Source organism: Nocardioides donggukensis (genome assembly GCF_014842875.1).
GTDB classification, from domain to species: Bacteria; Actinomycetota; Actinomycetes; order Propionibacteriales; family Nocardioidaceae; genus Nocardioides; species Nocardioides donggukensis.
The window spans coordinates 234,941-253,213 of record NZ_JACYXZ010000001.1 but is presented as its reverse complement, the minus strand read 5'-3'; the positions used below and the strand labels follow the sequence as shown (position 1 = coordinate 253,213).

Here is an 18,273-nt window from a genome sequence, read left to right as displayed (position 1 = left end):
CTCGGCTACGGGAATAGAGGGCAGCGGATGGTTGTAGGGACCCCTATGACTGTCCCCGCACTGACCATGAACGACGGCCACTCCATCCCCCAGCTCGGCTTCGGCGTCTTCCAGGTGCCGCCCGAGGAGACCGAGGCGACGGTGACCAGCGCCCTCGAGGTCGGCTACCGGCACATCGACACGGCGCAGATGTACCAGAACGAGGCAGGCGTCGGCGCCGCCCTGGCCTCCTCCGGCCTGGCCCGGGACGACCTGTTCGTGACGACCAAGCTCAACAACGGCTTCCACCGACCCGACGACGCCCGGCGCGCCTTCGACACCTCCCTCGAGGCACTCGGCCTGGACCACGTGGACCTCTTCCTCATCCACTGGCCGCTGCCGACGCGCTACGTCGGCGACTACGTCTCGACCTGGCAGGTGCTGGCCGAGCTCGCCCAGGACGGCCGGGCCCGATCGATCGGGGTCTCGAACTTCGAGCCCGACCACCTCGACCGGATCATCGACGAGACCGGCGTCCTCCCGGCCGTCAACCAGATCGAGGTGCACCCGTTCTTCGGCAACGAGGCCGCCCGGGCCTCCGGGGCCGGCCACCGGGTGCTCACCGAGGCCTGGTCGCCGATCGCCCAGGGCAAGGTGCTCGGCAACGACGTCATCCGCGAGATCGGCGAGAAGCACGGCAGGACGGAGTCCCAGGTGACGCTGCGCTGGCACGTCGAGCGGGGCGACATCGTCTTCCCCAAGTCGATGAAGGTGGAGCGGATGCGCGAGAACTTCGAGATCTTCGACTTCTCCCTCACCCCCGACGAGGTCGAGGCGATCACCGCGCTCGACCAGGGCTCCGCCGGCCGGATCGGTCCGGACCCGAGCACGTTCGACTTCATCCCCGACTAGAGCCACCTCTCCCGGCCGCGCGCCGGGCAGGCTCAGACCCCGAGGGCCCGGCCCCACTCCTCCAGCAGGCGTGCGAGCTGGGCCCTCTGGCGTCCGTCCAGCCCGAGGAGCAGCCGACGCTCGTTGGCCAGGTGCCGCTCGAGCACCCGGTCCACGAGCGTCCGCCCCTCGGCAGTGAGCCGGACCCGGCGGGACCGCCCGTCGGAGGCCGAGGGGGCGCGCGCGACCAGCCCGGCGCGGGCCAGGCGGTCCACCCGTTTGGTGACCGCGCCGGAGGTGACCATCGTGCTGGCCGCGATCTCACCCGGCGTCAGCTCGAACGGGTCACCGGCGCGGCGCAGCGTCGCCAGCAGGTCGAACTCGCCGTCGGAGAGTCCCTCGGCCGCGAAGACGGTGCGGAGCTCGGCGTCGAGGGCGGCGGCCAGCCGGTGCAAGCGGCCGATCACCGCCATCGGACTCACGTCCAGGTCCGGGCGCTCCCGCTGCCACTGGGCCATGATCCGGCTGACGTGGTCGGGGGTCGGGTCCTGGTCTGCCATGGCCGGAATATATCTTCCCCGGAAGAGATTCTGTCTTCCATGGAAAGCATCTCATCGGCGCGGCCGTCGCTGACCACGGCCCTGATCACCGCGGTGGCTCCCGCCGCCTGGGGGACGACGTACCTCGTCACCGCCGAGTTCCTGCCCCCGGACCGGCCGCTGTTCGCGGCCGCCGTCCGGGCCCTGCCGGCCGGGCTGCTGCTGCTCGCCTGGCGCCGCCGGCTGCCGACCGGGAGCTGGTGGTGGCGCGCCACGCTCCTGGGCTGGCTGAACATCGGGCTCTTCTTCCCGCTGATCTTCCTCGCCGCCTACCACCTGCCCGGCGGGCTGGCGGCGACCCTGCAGGCCAGCTCGCCCCTGGCCGTGATGGCCCTGGCCTTCCTGCTGCTCCGTGAGCGGCCAGGCACGGTGCGGGTGCTGGCCGCGCTGGTCGGGCTGGGCGGCGTTGGGCTGCTGGTGCTGCGGGCACCGGGCGAGATGTCGACGGCGGGGCTGGTGGGGGCGTTCGGGTCGGTGCTGGTCTCGGCGCTGGGGTTCGTCATGGTGAAGCGGTGGCCGGCGCCGGTCGACCTGGTCACGCTGGTGTCGTGGCAGCTGGTCGCCGGCGGGCTGCTGCTGGTGCCGATCGCCCTGCTGGTCGAGGGCCCGCCCCCGGCCGTCGACGTACCCGCGGCGGCAGGGTTCGTGTGGCTGGGAGCGATCGGCACGGCACTGGCCTACGTCTGCTGGTTCCACGGGCTGACCCGGATGCCGGCGGGGGCCGTCTCCCTGGTCGGACTGCTCAACCCGGTCGTCGGCACGACGCTGGGCGCCGTGGTGGTCGGCGAGGTGTTCGGCACCGCACAGGCGGTGGGCATGGTGCTGGTCCTCGGCGGAGTCCTCGCCGGTCAGCCGGCGGTCTCCGGTCGGCTCGCGGCCGGCCTCTCAGCCGTGCTGGACCGTCACCGGGTTCGAGAACAGCTTCCGCGAGGCGTCGCGCATCCGCCACTGGATGCGGCCGGTGCGGAAGGTCTCGACGTAGGTGGTGAAGGTCTCGTTGGAGACGTTCACGTCGAGCGGGAACTCCTGCCAGGCGCCGCCGCCCTGGCGCGACTCGATGTCGAGGACCACGCCCTCGCCGCCCGGGTAGACGCCGGTGAGGTAGAGCTGCCCGCCCGCGGCGACCTGGTTCGACCCTGCGCTGAGTGAGATCTTCGGCTGCGGCTTCTTCTTGGGCTGCTTGGAGGGCTTCTTGCTCTTCTTCTGGGGCTGCTCCTCCACGCCGGGCGCGAACGAGAACAGTGGGCCCTCGGACTCCTCGGTGGGCACCGGCTTCGGCAGGTACAGCGACTCGCCCGCGGCCGCATCACCCGAGCCCCCAGCGCTGGCGCCGTCGAGGCCGAGCACCCGACTGCCCATCAGCGCGGCCACGCCGGCCAGCAGACCCACGACCACGGCGACAGCGACCAGGGCCACCAGCCCGCTGAGCACCGGCCGGTCCTGTGTGTCGGCCATCTGGGTCACCTCCCCCGCGACGTACGCTCGGTCACCGACATTGTTGCAGGCGCCCCGATGCGCGGCACCGCTCCCGCTCCCCCGAACTGGTCGAACGGCCGCAATTGCGGCCCTGCGACACATTTTCCGACCAGATCCATGTCATTCGGCCGCAATTGCGGCTGTTGGACAGGTGGGGGCGGCCCGGCCATGTCATTCGGCCGCAAATGCGGGCGAATTGCACGTTCTCGGGCCGGATCCATGTCATTCGGCGGCAATTGCGGACCTTGGGCGCGCGGGGGCGGACTGGGCGACCTCAGTGGCGGGCGACCCGGATCTGCGCGCCGCGGCGAGGCACCGAGGTGATGTTGCGGACCTTCGGCTCGTCCTCGCCGATCGCGGTGACGTCGACGGCGAGCAGCACCTCGCGCAGCACGGCGACGCCCTCCATCAGCGAGAAGCCGGCGCCGATGCAGCGGCGCACCCCACCGCCGAACGGCAGCCAGGTGTTCGGCGCCGGGCCCACCCGGTTGTCGTGGTGCTCGAGGAACCGCTCGGGACGGAACGTGGTCGGGTCCTGGTGGTTCTCCTCCCGCGCGTGGGCCAGCAGGATCGAGGGCCCGATCGTGGCCCCGGCGGGCAGGTCGACCCCGCCGATCGTCACGGGCCGCATCAGGGTCCGCACGACCATGGGGATCACCGGGTGCAGCCGCATCGACTCCTTCATCACCGCCTCGAGGTGGCCGTCGTCCTCCGCGAGCGCGGCGGCGCGGGCCCGCTCCAGCTGGACCGGGTCGCGCCCCAGCTCGTGCAGCGCCCAGGCCAACGCGGTCGCCGTGGTCTCGTGGCCGGCCAGCAGCAGGGTCACGAGCTGGTCGCGCAGCTCGGCGTCGCTGAGCGCGTCCCCGTCGTCGTCGGCTCGGATGAGGCGGGAGAGTACGTCGCTGCGCTCGGCCAGGTCCTCGGCCGCCCGCCGCTCGCCGATCTCGGCGTAGATCAGCCGGTCCAGCTCCCGCTGGTTCTCGACCTGCGCCTTCCAGGGGCCGAACCGCTGGAGCCGCGGCCACCCCCAGCCGAGCAGGATCGCCGGGCTGATGTTGACGGTCTCGTTGACCCGCGGCCGCAGGGTCGCCAGCCGCGCCTCGTCGGTCACCCCGAACACCACCCGGAGGATCACCTCGAGGGTCAGCGCGTTCATCCGGTCCAGCGAGCGGAAGGTCGAACCGTCCTGCCATCGGGACACCTCGTCCCGCGCCAGCTCGGTGACCAGCGACTCGTAGCCGCGCAGGGCGGCGCCGTTGAAGGCCGGCATCAGCAGCTTGCGGGCCCGCTTGTGCTCGGTGCTGTCCTGGAGCAGCAGGGAGTGCTCGCCCATGATCGGCCCCAGGACGGCGTTGCCCTTGCCGGCGTGGAAGACCTCCGGGTCCCCGGCGAAGATCTCCTTGGCGTGCTCGGGGCGGGCGAACAGCACCAGCGGCTGCCCGCCCGGGATGAGCCGGACCGTGAACACGTCGCCGTAGCGCCGGTGCATCCACGGCACGAACCTGTGCCGGAAGCGCAGCAGGCCCACGCTCTGCAGGAACGCCGGCCACGGCAGGCCCGGCGGGAGCTCGGCGGCCGGGATCCGCCGCCGTCCCGAGGTCGGTCGGGTGTGGGCGAAGCGTTCGTCGGTCAGGCGGTCGACCTGCTCGTCGGTGAGGGCCATGCCGGTGATGCTACGCGCGGGTAGCAGTGCCCGGCTGTGGCGCCGGTCACCCGGAGCCCGCAGGCCCGACGCAGGCACGACCCCGGGCCGGACGCAGGCCCGCAGCGGGCCGACGCGGGTCCCGACGACGCCGACCCGGGACGTCGGGGAGGCGTAGGGGCGGGCGTCGGTCAGGCGTCGATGAGCCCCCGCCTCCGGCCGATCGCCGCCGCCTCGGTCCGCCCCGCGGCGCCGAGCTTCCCGAGGATGTTGGACACGTGGACGCTGACCGTCTTGGTGCTGATGAAGAGCTGTCGTCCGATCTCGCCGTTGCTGCGCCCGGCCGCGACCAGCGTGAGGATCTCGGTCTCGCGGGGCGTCAGCCCGACCCCGCCCGCCGGCTCGGCGCGCTGCGGGGAGCTCCCGAGGAGCCGCAGGTCGCCGAGGACGGTGACCGCGCCGAGCTCGGTGGCCGCGGCCCGGGCCAGGTCCGCCACCTCCCGCGCCGCGGCCGTGTCGCCGGCGGCCCGGAGGACGGCGGCGAGCCGACTGCGGGTGACCGCGAGCTCGTGCACGTGCGCCAGCTCGACGAAGGCGGCCTCGGCCTTGCGCCAGCCCGCCACCAGGGCGTCGTACGACGGGGGGTCGGCGTCGAGCAGCCAGCGCAGCCGCAGGTGCTCGGCGTCGAGGCGGGCCACCCACGCCCTGCCCTCGGGCCCCCAGACCAGGCCGGACTCGGCGTGGAAGGCGAACGTCTGCCGACCCTCGGCGTAGAGCTGCGCGGCCCGCTGGGCGAGCGGTGCCCGGTCCTGCGTCGAGGTAGCCGGGAGCGCCGCGGACACTGCGGCCACCGCGGTGGCCGCCAGCCGGACCCGGGCCTGGAAGTGCGGGCCCCAGGTGGGTGCCAGGGTCCGGACGACCTCGTCGTGCACGGTGAGCACGCCGTCGACGTCGCCGGCCCGGCCCAGGGCCTCCATCTCGGCCGGCCCGGCGAGGATCGCGATCAGCCCCTCCCTGTCCCAGGAGCGGCGCATCCGGGCGAAGGCCGCCTCCTGCGGCTCGCCCCGGGCGACCAGGATCGCCGAGCGGAGGGCCGAGAGCATCGCCTCGGCCACCGGCGGCGGCGCCTGCCCGTCCACGTCGGTCAGCTCCAGCGCCCGGTCCCACGCCCCGGAGACGTAGTCGACCTGGGCGTGCATGAAGCGCCCGTCGAACGCGTACGGCGCCCACGGCACGCCCCCGGCCCGGCCCCGCTCGGCGGCGCGCTGGAAGGCCGCCCGGGCGGCCTCGTGGTCGCCCCGGTCCTGGTGGGTTCGGCCGAGGAGGTACAGCGCCCGCAGCTCGGCCTGGACGGCACCGGTCTCGGCGGCCCGGCGAGCGGCCTCGTCGAGCGCCGTGGCCAGCTCCTCCTGCGGGGCGGTGCGCTGGTCGAGCCCGACCAGCGTGGTGGTCGCGTCGGACGCGGTCCGGGGCAGGTGATGCTGCTCAGCGAGGGCCAACGCCTCGAGAGCGGCCTCCCTGGCCTGCGGTCGGCGGTGCATGGCCTGCACCCGGGCGTAGGCCGCGAGCATCCGGGCCCGGTCCGCCCCCGGCTCGGCCGGGCCCAGGGCCAGCGCGCGCTCGGCGTGGTCGGACCAGTCGATCTCGTTGTCGAAGAGCGAGGCGGTGTACGCCAGGTGCAGGTGCAGCTGGGCGCGCACGGCCGGTGCGGCGTCCTCCGGCACGGCGGCCAGGTGCCGTTCGACGAGGCTGGCGGCGCGGTGCACCAGGCCGGCCGCCACCAGCGCCTCGGCCGTGGCCGCCACCAGGGCGGAGACATCCACCTCGGCGGACGCCTGGCGGTCGGCGGCGAGCTCCAGGGCCCGCTCGTAGTGACGGGCCGCCTCGTCGGGGCCGCCGACGGCCATGGCCTCCTCGCCGGCCCGGACACTGGCCCGCAGGGCCGTGGGCAGGTCCATGGCGGCGCGGGCGTGCCGGGCCAGCTCCGCCGCGGTCCCCCGGCCGTCGTCGTCGCACAACGCCGCGGCGTACGCCGCGTGCAGCCGCACCCGCTCGCCGGGCAGCAGGTCGTCGTAGACCGCCTCGGCCAGCAGCGCGTGGCGGAAGGAGTAGCTGTCGTCCTTGGAGATCACCAGGACGTGGGACTCGACCGCCGAGCGCAGCGCCGCGTCGAGCGTCCCGGCCGGCAGGCCGCTGGCCGCGCTCAGCAGGGCGTGCGTCACCCGCCGCCCGGCCACCGACATCGCCCGCACGACCTGGGTCGCGGCCTCGTCCAACCGCTCCAGGCGAACCAGCAGCACGTCGGCCAGGTCCTCCGGGATGCCCCCACCCGCGGACTGCCGCAGCGCGCCGACCAGCTCCTCGACGAAGAACGCGTTGCCCTCCGCCCGGCCCACCACGTCGGCGACGTCGGCCTCCGCGAGCGGCTCCGGGTGCAGCTCGCGGACCAGGGCCCGCACGGCGCGCTCGGACAGGGGACCGAGCTGGAGCCGCTGCACCCCCCGCACCCGGGACCACTCCGCGACCGTGCCCCGCAGCGGGTGTCGTCGGTGCAGGTCCTCGGCCCGGTAGCTGACCACGATGCCCACCGGCGCGGCGAACGGCCGCGAGATCAGGAAGCTCACGAGGTCGCGCGTGGACCGGTCGGCCCAGTGGGCGTCCTCGACGACGAGCAGCAGCGGGGCCGCCCCGGCGGCGGCCTCGAGCAGCGCGTGGATCGCGGCGAACAGGTCGGCCCGGTCGAGGGAGGGGCCCTCGGTGGCCGTCGGGAGCGGTCGTCGCCGCGGCTGGAGTCGGGCCAGGGCCGGGTGGGCCCGCCCGACGGCCTCGACGACGTCGGGCAGGTCGGAGGCGAGGCGGGAGACCACCTCGGAGAACGGGAGATAGGGCAGGGCGGAGTCGCCGAAGTCCACGCAGTGACCGGCCACCACCTGCCACCCGGCGCCGAACGCCACGTCACGCAGCTCGGTCAGCAGCCGGGTCTTGCCGACCCCGGCGTCACCGGCGAGCAGCACGACGTTCGGCAGTGCCGACGGCCACGCGCGCGACGGCCGCACGCCGAGCAGCGAGCTCAGCTCGCCGAGCTCGGAGTCCCGGCCCACGAGGGCCTGATGCTGACCTGCGGGAGCCACGTCACCCATCATGCCCGGCGCCTCGGGGCGGGGCCGGCGCATCGTCGGCTCAGGTGTCTCCGAGGTCCGCGCGGCGTGGCTTGCGGGACCGGGTCTCCCGTGCCCGACGACGGGGCGCGGTGCGCCCCCGGTGCGACTGCTCGTTGCGGTAGTCCATCTCGGCCCGGACGGCCTCGATCGTGGTGAAGTACATCGCTCGGCTCCGCTGCTCTCGACTGATGACTCGAGAGTGCGCGCCTGAGGTAGCCGGGGACATCGGGCGAGCGGCGTACATCGACCTGCCGCGCGGGGCCCGACTACCTCAGACGACGGGCCGACACCTCAGGCCGCGACCTCACGCGGGTCGACCGGCGACCCAGGTCTCGGCCACCAGGGGCACCCCCGGTCGGTAGGCGAGGTGGGCATGTCCCGGCGCGTCCAGCACGGCGAGGTCCGCCCTCGCTCCGACGCCCAGGTGACCGACGTCCTCGCGCCCGAGCGCCGCCGCCCCCATCGCGGTGGCGGCGTGCAGCGCCTCGGTGGGCGTCATCCCCATCTCCCGGACCGCCAGCGCCAGGCAGAACGGCACCGAGCTGGTGAAGCACGATCCGGGGTTGCAGTCGCTCGCGATCGCGACCCGCACGCCGGCGTCCAGCAACGACCGGGCATCGGGGTAGGGCTGCCTGGTGGAGAACTCCACGCCGGGCAGCAGCGTCGCGATCGTGCCGCTGTCGCGCAGGGCGGACACGTCGGCATCGTCGAGGTAGGTGCAGTGGTCGACCGCGACCAGCCCCAGCTCGCAGGCGAGGCGGACACCGGGGCCGGGGCCCAGCTGGTTGGCGTGCAGCCGCCCGCGGAGGCCCGCGTCGGCGCCGGCGGCGAGCACCGCGCGAGCCTGGTCGGCGTCGAAGGCCCCCCGCTCGCAGAACGCGTCGACCCACCGGGCATGGGGGGCGGCGGCGGCCAGCATCGGGCCGGTGACCAGGGCGACGTACTCCTCCGGGGTGCTGCCCTCGGGCACCACGTGGGCGCCGAGGAACGTGGTCTCGTCGGTGAACTGCGCGGCCACGGCCAAGGAGCGGGCCTCGTCGGCCACGGTCAGCCCGTAGCCGCTCTTGATCTCCACCGTGGTCGTGCCCTGGCGGCGCATCTCCGCCACGAGCCGGGCCACGTGCGAGGTGAGCTGCTCGTCGGTGGCGGCGCGGGTGGCGCGCACCGTGGTCCGGATCCCGCCCGCCGCGTAGGCCTCCCCGGCCATGCGCGCGGTGAACTCCGCGGACCGCTCGCCCGCGAACACCAGGTGGCTGTGGCTGTCGACGAAGCCGGGGACGACCGCGCGCCCGCCCACGTCGTACGCCGTGTCCGCGGCCGGCACCTCGGCCCTCGGACCCACCCAGGCGACGTGGCCGGCCTCGACGACCAGCGCGGCGTCGGCCAGCACCGGGCGGTCCGGCGCCCAGGTGGTCAGCTCGCCGATGCCGGTGAGCACGGTGCTGGTTCCGGCGGGCATCAGGTGTCCTCCCACAGGCGGTCGACGGCCGCCGCGAGCTCACGGCCGATCTGCTCCCGGTCACCCTGCCGCACCACGACCCGACCGTCGACCACCACCCGGGTGACGTCCTCCGCGGCGGCCGCGAAGACCGCCGTGCCCTCGTCGCCCCCGGTGCCGGCGGTGCGCACCGAGGCGGTGTCCAGCGTGACCAGGTCGGCGCGGTTCCCCACCGCGATCCGACCGGCGTCGGGGAAGCCGAGGCTGTCCTGCCCGGTGCCGGTGGCGGCCTCGAGCAGCTCGGCCGCCGACCAGTGGCCGCGCCTCCGGGTCGCCAGCCGCTCATCGAGCTCGACCGCCCGCATCTCCTCGAACAGGTCGATCACCGCGTGGCTGTCCGAGCCCAGGGTGAGCGGGGAGCCGGCGTCCCGGAGCCGGCGACTGGGGCCGATGCCGTCCCCGAGGTCGCGCTCGGTGGTCGGGCAGAAGCAGGCCCGGGTCCGGGTCCCGCCGAGCCGGGCGATGTCGTCGTCGGTGAGGTGCGTGGCGTGGACGACGGTGGTCCGCTCGCCGAGCAGGCCGGCGTCGTGCAGCAGCCGGGTCGGGGTGACACCGTGCGCCGCCAGGCAGGCGTCGTTCTCGGCGACCTGCTCGGAGAGGTGGACGTGCAGCGGGTCGGCACGCTGCCCGACCTGCCCGACCTGCCCGACCTGCCCGACCTGCCCGATGTGGCCCGCGAGGTCGGCGATCTGGTCCGCGGAGGCCGCCCGCACCGAGTGCAGCGCCCGGCCGGCGACGACGTCGTCCCGGGTCGCGACCGACCGCGCCAGTCGCGTCGACCGCTCCACCCAGCCGGCGACGTCACCGTCGCTGTAGCGCCGCTGCACGCCCTCGACCGGGCTCCCGAATCCGCTGCTGAGGTAGGCGGTGTCGAGCAGGGCGATCCGCAGCCCCGCCTCGCGGGCGGCGGCGACCAGGGCCTGGCCCATGGCGTCGGGCTCGTCGTACGGCGTGCCGTCCGGCTGGTGGTGCAGGTAGTGGAACTCGCCCACGGTGCTGATCCCCGCGGCGACCATCTCCCGGTACGTCGCCCGGGCCAGCGCGAAGTACGAGTCCGGGTCCAGCCTGGCCGCGACGGCGTACATCTGCTCGCGCCAGGTCCAGAAGCTGCCGCGCTCGCGCTGGGTGCGGCCGCGCAGCGCCCGGTGGAAGGCGTGCGAGTGGCAGTTCGCCAGCCCCGGCAGCGTCAGGCCGGGGACCCGCTCGGCCGCCGGCGCCGCGCCGGCGGAGACCTGCACCCGCGAGAACCGGCCGTCGGCGACCTCGACCAGCACCTCGTCGCGGACCGCGCCGTCGACCCAGGCCCGCTCGAGCAGCCAGCCGACGCCCCCCTCGATCGCCGGGCTCACTTGGCTCGCCGGGCTCACCGGGCGAGCCCGGCGAGCACGTCCGCGAGCGCCTCGACACCGGCCAGGCAGTCCTCGACCCCCGCCGACTCGGCCGGCGAGTGCGAGACGCCGGTGGGGTTGCGGACGAACAGCATGGCGCTGGGGATGCCGGCCGCCGAGAGCACACCGGCATCGTGCCCGGCCTGGGTCGGGATCACCGGCCAGTCGCGTCCGGCGACGATCCGCTCCGCCAGGTCGGGGGCGAAGCCGACCGCCCCGGAGACGGACTCGGCGGTCACGGCCAGGCCGGTGCCGTCCCGGTCCGCCCGCTCCCGGGCGAGGCGGTCGATCCCGGCCACCAGGTCGGCCAGGGCGGCGTCGGTCTCGGCGCGGGCGTCCAGCCAGGCGGTCACCCGGGACGGCACCGCGTTGGTGCCGTTGGGGACCGCCTCGACCCGGCCGAAGGTGGCCCGTTGGCCGAGCACCCGGGCCTGCTCGTTGGCCGTCAGCACGGTCGTCGCATAGGTCAGCATCGGGTCGTGCCGGTCCTCCATGCGGGTGCTGCCCGCGTGGTTCGCCTCGCCGGTGAAGTCGAAGCGGTAGCGCCCGTGCGGCCAGATCTCGCTGGCCACCCCGACCGGCGCGTCCCGGTGGACCAGGTCCCGGCCCTGCTCGACGTGCAGCTCCACGAAGCAGTCGATGCCGTCGAGCAGCGAGGAGCGACCGAGGTCCGGCTCCACCCCGGCGCCGGCCATGGCGTCGAGCAGCGGCACGCCGTCACGGTCCCGCAGCTCGCGGGCCTGCTCGGGGGTGGTCGCACCGGTCAGCAGACGGGAGCCCAGGCACGCCAGGCCGAAGCGGGACCCCTCCTCCTCGGCGAAGGTCGCCACCCCGATCGGCCGGCCCGGTCGGATCCCGCGCTCGCGGAGCAGGTCCACCGCCGCCAGCGCGGAGACCACCCCCAACGGCCCGTCGTACGCCCCGCCGTCGAGCACCGAGTCCAGGTGCGACCCCGTCACCACCCCGCCCTCAACCGATAGTCCACGAAGATCGGACCCCTGATCAGCGCTTCCGGCGACTCGATCTTCGTGGACTATCGAAAAGGCGGCGGGGTGCGGGTGCCACCAGGCGACGGTGTTGCCGTTCCCGTCGGTGCGGACGTCGAGGTCGCGGGCGGCGCACTGCTCGAGGAACCAGGCCTGGCACTCGCGCTCGGCCGAGCCGAAGGGCTGGCGGAAGTAGCCGCCGCTCGCGGCCGAGCGGCCGACGGGGGCGAGGTCGCGCCACATCTGTTCGAAGCTCACCCGCTCATCCCACCGGCCCGCCGGCACCCGGTCAACGACGCTCCCGCCCGGCCCGTCTCGGATACGAGACGCGGTCCGCGGGATGGCAGGGTGTCCACATGGAGTTCCGAGAGGTCGTCCGACGACGCCGAATGATCCGCAGGTACGACGCCCGGCCGGTCGACGAGGCGATCGTCGACCGGATGCTCGAGCACGCGATCCGCGCCCCCAGTGCCGGGTTCAGCCAGGGCTGGGCGTTCCTGCGCCTGGACACCCCCGACGACGTCGACCGCTTCTGGCGCTCCTCCTCGCCCGACCCGGGCGCGGAGACGGACTGGCTCGAGGGGATGCGCACCGCGCCGGTCGTGCTGGTGCCACTGTCGAACAAGAGCGCCTACCTGGACCGGTACGCCGAGCCGGACAAGGGCTTCGCGGACCGCAGCGAGGACCGCTGGCCGGCGCCGTACTGGGACATCGACACCGGCATGGCCGCCCTGCTGATCCTCCAGACCGCGGTCGACGAGGGCCTGGGCGCCTGCTTCTTCGGGATCCCGCCGGAGCGCGTGGCCGCGCTCCGGGCGGAGTTCGAGGTCCCCGAGCAGTACTCCCCCATCGGCGCGATCACGGTGGGCCACCGGCTGCCGGACGCCGGCACCGCGGGGTCGGCCGCGCGCAGGTCGCGCCGGGGCACCGGGGAGGTCGTCCACCGCGGCTCCTGGTGACCCGCGGCGACCTACAGTGGGCCCATGGAGGAACGGGAGACTCCACGCCCGCCGACCGACCGCGACGCCCGCACCGGCCGCAGCGCCGCGGCGAACCGCATCCGGCACCAGGGCCAGTGGGTCGAGGAGCAGCTCAGGATCGCCCGGGAGCGCGGCGACTTCGACGACCTGCCCGGGCTCGGCAAGCCGATCGAGGGGCTGGGCGAGGCCCACGACCCGGACTGGTGGCTCAAGCGGTTGGTGGAGCGGGAGCACATCTCGGTGCTGCCGCCGGCGCTGGCGATCCGTCGGGAGGACGCCGCACTGGACGCCGTCCTCGACCGGATCTCCGTCGAGCGCGAGGTGCGCCGCGAGGTGGAGGAGTTCAACGCGCGGGTGCGATCGGCCCGGATCCAGCCGCTCGGCGGGCCGCCGATGGTGACCTCCGAGCGCGACGTCGAGGCCGAGGTGGCCCGGTGGGCCGAGCGCCGGCGGGTACGCCGCCGGGCCGGGTCCGCACCCGCGGCAGGGGCCGGCCGCGCAGGCCAGGGCGACCGGGCTCAGGGCGACCGACCCGACTCCGGCGACCCGGCCCCCCGGCGCCGCCGGGGGTGGCTCCGGCGCCGACACCACCCCGAGGGGTGAGCGCACGTGTCGCCGGATAGTGGTAGACCTGTCCCACCTACAAGGAGGGAGCAACACCCATGGTCGTGCTTGGACTCATCCTGCTCATCATCGGGCTCGTGGCGAGCATCTCGATCCTGACGACGATCGGAGCGATCCTGCTCGTCGTCGGCCTGATCCTGAACCTGGTCCCGATCGGCGGCAGCAAGCGCCGCGTCTATTGATCGACCCACTGACGTGCGACCTCGGCCCCCGGACCCCTGTGGTCCGGGGGCCGGCGTCGTTCCGGACGGATGTCGTCGTTCCGGACGGGTGTCGTCGCTCCCCGCCTGAATGACAACCGTGTAATATAACAAGTTTCCCATCAGCACCACGAATGGCCAGTCGTTGCGGCACATTGGGGCGGTCCCGACCACGAGATGTGCCGTGAGGAACCCGCCCATGACCCCGCTCGACCTCGTCATCCGTCGCCGCCGATCCGCACGCGCCGCCGCCGTGACCCTGGCCCTGCTCGGCCCCGTCGCCCTCGTGGCTGGCACGACCGGCAGCGCCTCGGCCGCCTACGACCCCGGACCGCCGTTCGTCTCCCGTCCGCTGCCCGCCACCGCCTCCGACGGGGTCGTGAGCGGACGGGTCACCAAGCCGAGCGCCGAGTTCCGGGCCTCCTGCGGCACGCCGGTCGTCGCCGCGCACCCCGGCGTGGCCAGGCTGACCAGCACACCGTGGGCCGGCGAGCACCACGTCAAGATCACCACGCAGGGCGGGGTGCGCACTGAGTACGGCTACCTCGCCTCCGCCTCGGTCGCCGACGGCCAGCTGATCCAGGCCGGCCAGGAGATCGGCCGGGTCGGCGCCGAGGGCAAGGCGACCCGGTGCGGCATGCGGATGCGCGTGGTGGCCCAGGGCCGGCGCGTCGACCCGGTCGACTGGCTGGACCGACGCGTCGGCAAGCCGGTCGACTCGTCGGGGCTGTTCAAGGACGACGGCTTCACGCTGGGGTCGTTCAACGTGCTCGGTGCCAGCCACACGGCCAAGGGCGGCAACAAGGCGAAGTGGCCCGACTACCACGTCCGCCTGCCCAAGGCCATCGACGCGTTGGAGTCCGCCGGCGCCGACGTCGTGGGGCTGCAGGAGTTCCAGCGCAAGCAGCGCGCGCTCTTCAAGGAGCTGACCGAGCGGCGCTGGGGCATCTTCCCGAAGGGCACGAAGGCCGACCCGGAGAACTCGATCGTCTGGCGCAAGTCGCAGTTCCGTCGGCTCGAGGGTGCGACCTTCCCGGTCCCCTACTTCGAGGGTCGGATCCGGCAGATGCCCTACGTCCTGCTCCAGGACAAGCAGACCGGCCGGACGGCGTACGTCATCAACGTGCACAACCCGGCCACCACGCCCTCCCACCCCGGGTCGGCCAAGTGGCGGGTCGAGGCGCTCAAGCGTGAGCGGCAGCTGGTCATCGACCTGCGGGCGAGCGGCCGACCGGTGTTCCTCACCGGCGACTTCAACGACCGGGAGAAGGCCTTCTGCCCGCTCACCGAGGGCAAGCTGATGATCTCGCCGAACAGCATCCCCTCGTTCGACTGCGCGATGCCGAAGTACTACTGGGTCGACTGGATCTTCGCCGCCGGGCAGGCCCGGTTCACCACGCTCAGCGTCGACACCAGCATGAAGCCGAAGCAGATCACCGACCACCCGCTGGTGCTGGCGCGGACGCACCTGGCCGACTGACCCGGACCCGGCCGGCCTGAGGGCCGGCTGGGACCCCGGGCGGGGGTCTCAGTCGGCCATCGGGATCCGTACGCCGCGCTCGGCGGCCACCTCGGCCGCCCGGTCGTAGCCGGCGTCGACGTGCCGGATCACACCCATGCCCGGGTCGTTGGTGAGCACCCGTTCGATCTTCTCCGCCGCCAGCGCGGTGCCGTCGGCGACGCACACCTGCCCGGCGTGGATGGAGCGGCCCATGCCGACCCCGCCGCCGTGGTGGATCGAGACCCAGGAGGCCCCGGAGGCGGTGTTGACCAACGCGTTCAGCAGGGCCCAGTCGGCGATCGCGTCGGAGCCGTCGAGCATGGCCTCGGTCTCGCGGTACGGCGAGGCGACCGAGCCGCAGTCGAGGTGGTCCCGGCCGATGACGACCGGGGCGGAGAGCTCGCCCGAGGCGACCATCTCGTTGAAGCGCAGACCGGCCCGATGCCGCTCGCCGTACCCCAGCCAGCAGATCCGGGCCGGCAGCCCCTGGAAGGCCACCCGCTCGCCGGCCATCGTGATCCACCGGTGCAGGCGCTCGTTCTGCGGCGACTCCTCGGCCGGGAACAGCTCGAGGATCGCCCGGTCGGTGGCCGCGATGTCGGCCGGGTCGCCCGAGAGCGCGGCCCACCGGAACGGCCCGCGGCCCTCGCAGAACAGCGGCCGGATGTAGGCGGGGACGAACCCGGGGAACTCGAACGCCCGGTCGTAGCCGCCGGTGCGGGCCTCGTCGCGGATCGAGTTGCCGTAGTCGAAGACCTCGGCGCCGCGGTCCTGGAACTCGACCATCGCCCTGACGTGGGCGGCCATCGAGGCCTGCGCCGCCTTGGTGAAGCCGGCCGGGTCCGCCTCGCGCTGGGCCTGCCACTCCTCGAACGGCACCCCGGCCGGCAGGTAGAACAGCGGGTCGTGGGCGGAGGTCTGGTCGGTCACGACGTCGATCGGCGCGCCCTGCTGGAGCAGGTCGGGGACCATCTCGGCGGCGTTGCCGAGGACGCCGATCGACAAGGGCCGACGGGCGTCCCGGGCCTCGACGGCGAGCGCGACCGCGTGCTCGAGCGAGTCCGCCCGGACGTCGAGGTAGCGGTGCTCGATGCGGCGGGCGATCCGTGCGTCGTCGCACTCGATGCAGATCACCACGCCGTCGTTCATCGTGACCGCGAGCGGCTGCGCCCCGCCCATGCCGCCGAGCCCGGCGGTGAGCGTGATGGTGCCGGCCAGCGTGCCGCCGAACCGCTTGTCGGCGACGGCCGCGAAGGTCTCGAAGGTGCCCTGCAGGATGCCCTGGGTGCCGATGTAGATCCACGAGCCGGCGGTCATCTGGCCGTACATCGTGAGCCCGAGGTCCTCCAGCCTCCGGAACTCCTCCCAGTTCGCCCAGTCGCCGACCAGGTTGGAGTTGGCGATCAGCACCCGCGGCGCCCAGGCATGGGTGCGCATGACGCCCACCGGCTTGCCCGACTGCACGAGCATCGTCTCGTCGTCCCCGAGGTCGCGGAGGGTCCGCACCAGCGCGTCGTACGCCTCCCAGGTGCGGGCGGCCTTCCCGGTGCCGCCGTAGACCACGAGGTCCTCGGGTCGCTCGGCGTTCTCCGGGTCGAGGTTGTTCATCAGCATCCGCAGCGGGGCCTCGGTCTGCCACGACCGCGCGGTCAGCCCGGTGCCCCGGGCCGCGCGGATCGGCAGCCGCTCGTTGCCCGCGCCGTCGGGGCCTGTCGAAACCATCATGCGAGTTCTCCGATCACGTCTTCGGCGGCCGCGAGCACGGCGCCGGAGGAGACGAGGTCCACCGCGACCTCGATCTCCGGGGACAGGTGCCGGTCCGGCCCGGGGCCCTCGATGCCGGCCTCCCGCAGCCGGCGTACGACGGCGCCGGTGGCCGGCGACGGCTCCAGCGGTGCCCTCAGGTCGAGGGCGCGGGTGGCGGTGAGCACCTCGACCGCGACGACGCGGGTCAGGCCGTCGATGCTGCGCCGCAGCTTGCGGGCCGCCGACCAGCCCATCGACACGTGGTCCTCCTGCATCGCCGAGGACGGGATCGAGTCGACCGAGGCCGGGACCGCGAGCCGCTTGAGCTCCGAGACGACCGCGGCCTGGGTGTACTGCGCGATCATGTGCCCCGAGTCGACGCCGGGGTCGTCGGCCAGGAACGGCGGGAGCCCGTGGTTGCGGGCCCGGTCGAGGAACCGGTCGGTGCGCCGCTCGCTCATCGAGGCGACGTCCGCGGCGACGATGGCCAGGAAGTCGAGCACGTAGCCGACCGGCGCTCCGTGGAAGTTGCCGTTGGACTCCACGCGCCCGCCGGCCGCGAGGTCCTCGTCGAGGAGCACCACCGGGTTGTCGACCGCGGCGGACAGCTCCCGGCCGGCGACCGTGGCGGCGTGCTCCACGGTGTCGCGGGCCGCGCCGTGCACCTGCGGCGAGCAGCGCAGCGAGTAGGCGTCCTGCACCCGGTTGCAGTCCGGCCCCCGGTGCGAGGCGACGACGCCGGAGTCGGCCAGCAGGCGGACCAGGTTCGCCGCCGACGACGCCTGGCCGGGGTGCGGCCGGATCGCCTGCAGCTCGGGGGCGAAGACCCGGTCGGTGCCGAGCTGGCCCTCGACCGACATGGCGGCGGCGACGTCGGCAGTGCGCAGCAGCCGGCGCAGGTCGAGGATCGCCAGCACCAGCATCCCGAGCATGCCGTCGGTGCCGTTGATCAGCGCCAGGCCCTCCTTCTCGGCGAGCCGCACCGGCGCCAGTCCGGCGCCCGACAGGGCGGCGGCCGCGGGCATCAGCTCACCGACCGCGTCGCGCACGGACCCCTCGCCCATGAGGGCCAGCGCGCAGTGCGAGAGCGGCGCCAGGTCGCCGGAGCAGCCGAGCGAGCCGTACTCGTGGACGACCGGGGTGATCCCGTGACTGAGCAGGTCCGCGAGCAGCTGCGCGGTCTCGAGCCGGATCCCGGTGCGCCCGGTGGCCAGCGTGGAGAGCCGCAGCAGCATCAGCCCCCGGGTCACCTCGCGCTCGACCTCGGGTCCGGAGCCGGCGGCGTGCGAGCGCACGAGCGACCGCTGGAGCTGGGCCCGCTGCTCGGTGGGGATGTGCCGGGTGGCGAGGGCACCGAACCCCGTCGAGATGCCGTACGCCGGGGTCTCGGCGCCGGCGAGCGCCTCGACCACGCGTCGTGAGGCGTCGATGGCGGCCCGGGCCTCGGGGGCGAGCGTCACGGGGGCGCCGTCCCGCGCCACCGCGAGCACGTCGTCGAAGGCGAGCGGGCCGGTGCCGACCACGACAGGGACTCGAGTCATGGCTCCATCCAAACTCCCGGGACCGCCCGCGCACCACGCCCGAGCGACCCACTATGTCTCG

The 18,273-nt window shown here is 74.2% G+C and carries 15 protein-coding genes; 6 read left to right on the top strand and 9 right to left on the bottom strand.

Annotated features, from left to right (window positions below):
- The first annotated feature begins 45 nt into the window (after positions 1-45).
- A complete protein-coding gene (locus IE331_RS01155) occupies positions 46-891 on the top strand; it encodes an aldo/keto reductase (protein ID WP_192139694.1) in 846 nt (281 codons plus the stop codon).
- Positions 892-923: 32 nt separating this feature from the next.
- Here the strand turns inward: IE331_RS01155 and IE331_RS01150 are convergent, their stop codons facing one another.
- Positions 924-1,430, bottom strand: coding sequence for a MarR family winged helix-turn-helix transcriptional regulator (locus IE331_RS01150; RefSeq protein ID WP_192139691.1), 507 nt, complete (start codon positions 1,428-1,430; stop codon positions 924-926).
- A 39-nt stretch (positions 1,431-1,469) separates the two neighbouring features.
- Between IE331_RS01150 and IE331_RS01145 the strand changes: the two genes are divergently transcribed.
- Positions 1,470-2,618, top strand: coding sequence for an EamA family transporter (locus tag IE331_RS01145; RefSeq protein WP_192139689.1), 1,149 nt, complete (start codon positions 1,470-1,472; stop codon positions 2,616-2,618).
- A gap of 601 nt (positions 2,619-3,219) precedes the next feature.
- Here the strand turns inward: IE331_RS01145 and IE331_RS01140 are convergent.
- The 6 genes from IE331_RS01140 to IE331_RS01115 all read right to left on the bottom strand — a co-directional run bounded on the left by IE331_RS01140 (position 3,220) and on the right by IE331_RS01115 (position 11,878).
- A complete protein-coding gene (locus IE331_RS01140) occupies positions 3,220-4,608 on the bottom strand; it encodes a cytochrome P450 (RefSeq protein ID WP_192139687.1) in 1,389 nt (462 codons plus the stop codon).
- A 170-nt stretch (positions 4,609-4,778) separates the two neighbouring features.
- Positions 4,779-7,718, bottom strand: a complete 2,940-nt coding sequence (locus IE331_RS16700) for a helix-turn-helix transcriptional regulator (RefSeq protein WP_192139685.1) — start codon at positions 7,716-7,718, stop codon at positions 4,779-4,781.
- 49 nt (positions 7,719-7,767) lie between these two features.
- Positions 7,768-7,911, bottom strand: a complete 144-nt coding sequence (locus IE331_RS01130; RefSeq protein WP_192139683.1) for a hypothetical protein — start codon at positions 7,909-7,911, stop codon at positions 7,768-7,770.
- A 141-nt stretch (positions 7,912-8,052) separates the two neighbouring features.
- A complete protein-coding gene (hutI, locus tag IE331_RS01125) occupies positions 8,053-9,207 on the bottom strand; it encodes an imidazolonepropionase (RefSeq protein WP_192139681.1) in 1,155 nt (384 codons plus the stop codon).
- Positions 9,207-10,595 (bottom strand): formimidoylglutamate deiminase, encoded by a 1,389-nt coding sequence (locus IE331_RS01120; RefSeq protein WP_201930861.1) that lies wholly within the window; start codon positions 10,593-10,595, stop codon positions 9,207-9,209. Before IE331_RS01120 ends, hutI begins: the two co-directional genes overlap by 1 nt.
- A gap of 14 nt (positions 10,596-10,609) precedes the next feature.
- Complete coding sequence (locus IE331_RS01115; RefSeq protein WP_201930859.1) at positions 10,610-11,878, bottom strand: allantoate amidohydrolase; 1,269 nt, start codon at positions 11,876-11,878, stop codon at positions 10,610-10,612.
- A 98-nt stretch (positions 11,879-11,976) separates the two neighbouring features.
- Here IE331_RS01115 and IE331_RS01110 point away from each other — a divergent pair, with 98 nt between their 5' ends.
- The 4 genes from IE331_RS01110 to IE331_RS01095 all read left to right on the top strand — a co-directional run bounded on the left by IE331_RS01110 (position 11,977) and on the right by IE331_RS01095 (position 14,904).
- On the top strand, positions 11,977-12,579 hold the full coding sequence (locus IE331_RS01110) for a nitroreductase family protein (protein WP_192139679.1): 603 nt from the start codon (positions 11,977-11,979) through the stop codon (positions 12,577-12,579).
- A 24-nt stretch (positions 12,580-12,603) separates the two neighbouring features.
- Positions 12,604-13,203 carry a DnaJ family domain-containing protein gene (locus tag IE331_RS16695; RefSeq protein WP_192139677.1) on the top strand — a complete coding sequence of 200 codons (600 nt, stop codon included), beginning with the start codon at positions 12,604-12,606 and terminating at the stop codon, positions 13,201-13,203.
- Between the two features lie 59 nt (positions 13,204-13,262).
- Positions 13,263-13,406, top strand: coding sequence for a hypothetical protein (locus IE331_RS01100; RefSeq protein WP_192139675.1), 144 nt, complete (start codon positions 13,263-13,265; stop codon positions 13,404-13,406).
- A gap of 217 nt (positions 13,407-13,623) precedes the next feature.
- Positions 13,624-14,904, top strand: a complete 1,281-nt coding sequence (locus IE331_RS01095; RefSeq protein ID WP_192139673.1) for a peptidoglycan DD-metalloendopeptidase family protein — start codon at positions 13,624-13,626, stop codon at positions 14,902-14,904.
- A gap of 48 nt (positions 14,905-14,952) precedes the next feature.
- On the opposite strand, the gene hutU is transcribed toward IE331_RS01095, so the two are convergent.
- Positions 14,953-16,650: a urocanate hydratase gene (gene hutU, locus IE331_RS01090; RefSeq protein WP_225579327.1), complete on the bottom strand. Its 1,698-nt coding sequence runs from the start codon at positions 16,648-16,650 to the stop codon at positions 14,953-14,955.
- On the bottom strand, positions 16,647-18,212 hold the full coding sequence (gene hutH / locus IE331_RS01085; protein WP_192139671.1) for a histidine ammonia-lyase: 1,566 nt from the start codon (positions 18,210-18,212) through the stop codon (positions 16,647-16,649). The genes hutU and hutH overlap by 4 nt, the downstream gene beginning before the upstream one ends.
- Between the last annotated feature and the right edge of the window lie 61 nt (positions 18,213-18,273).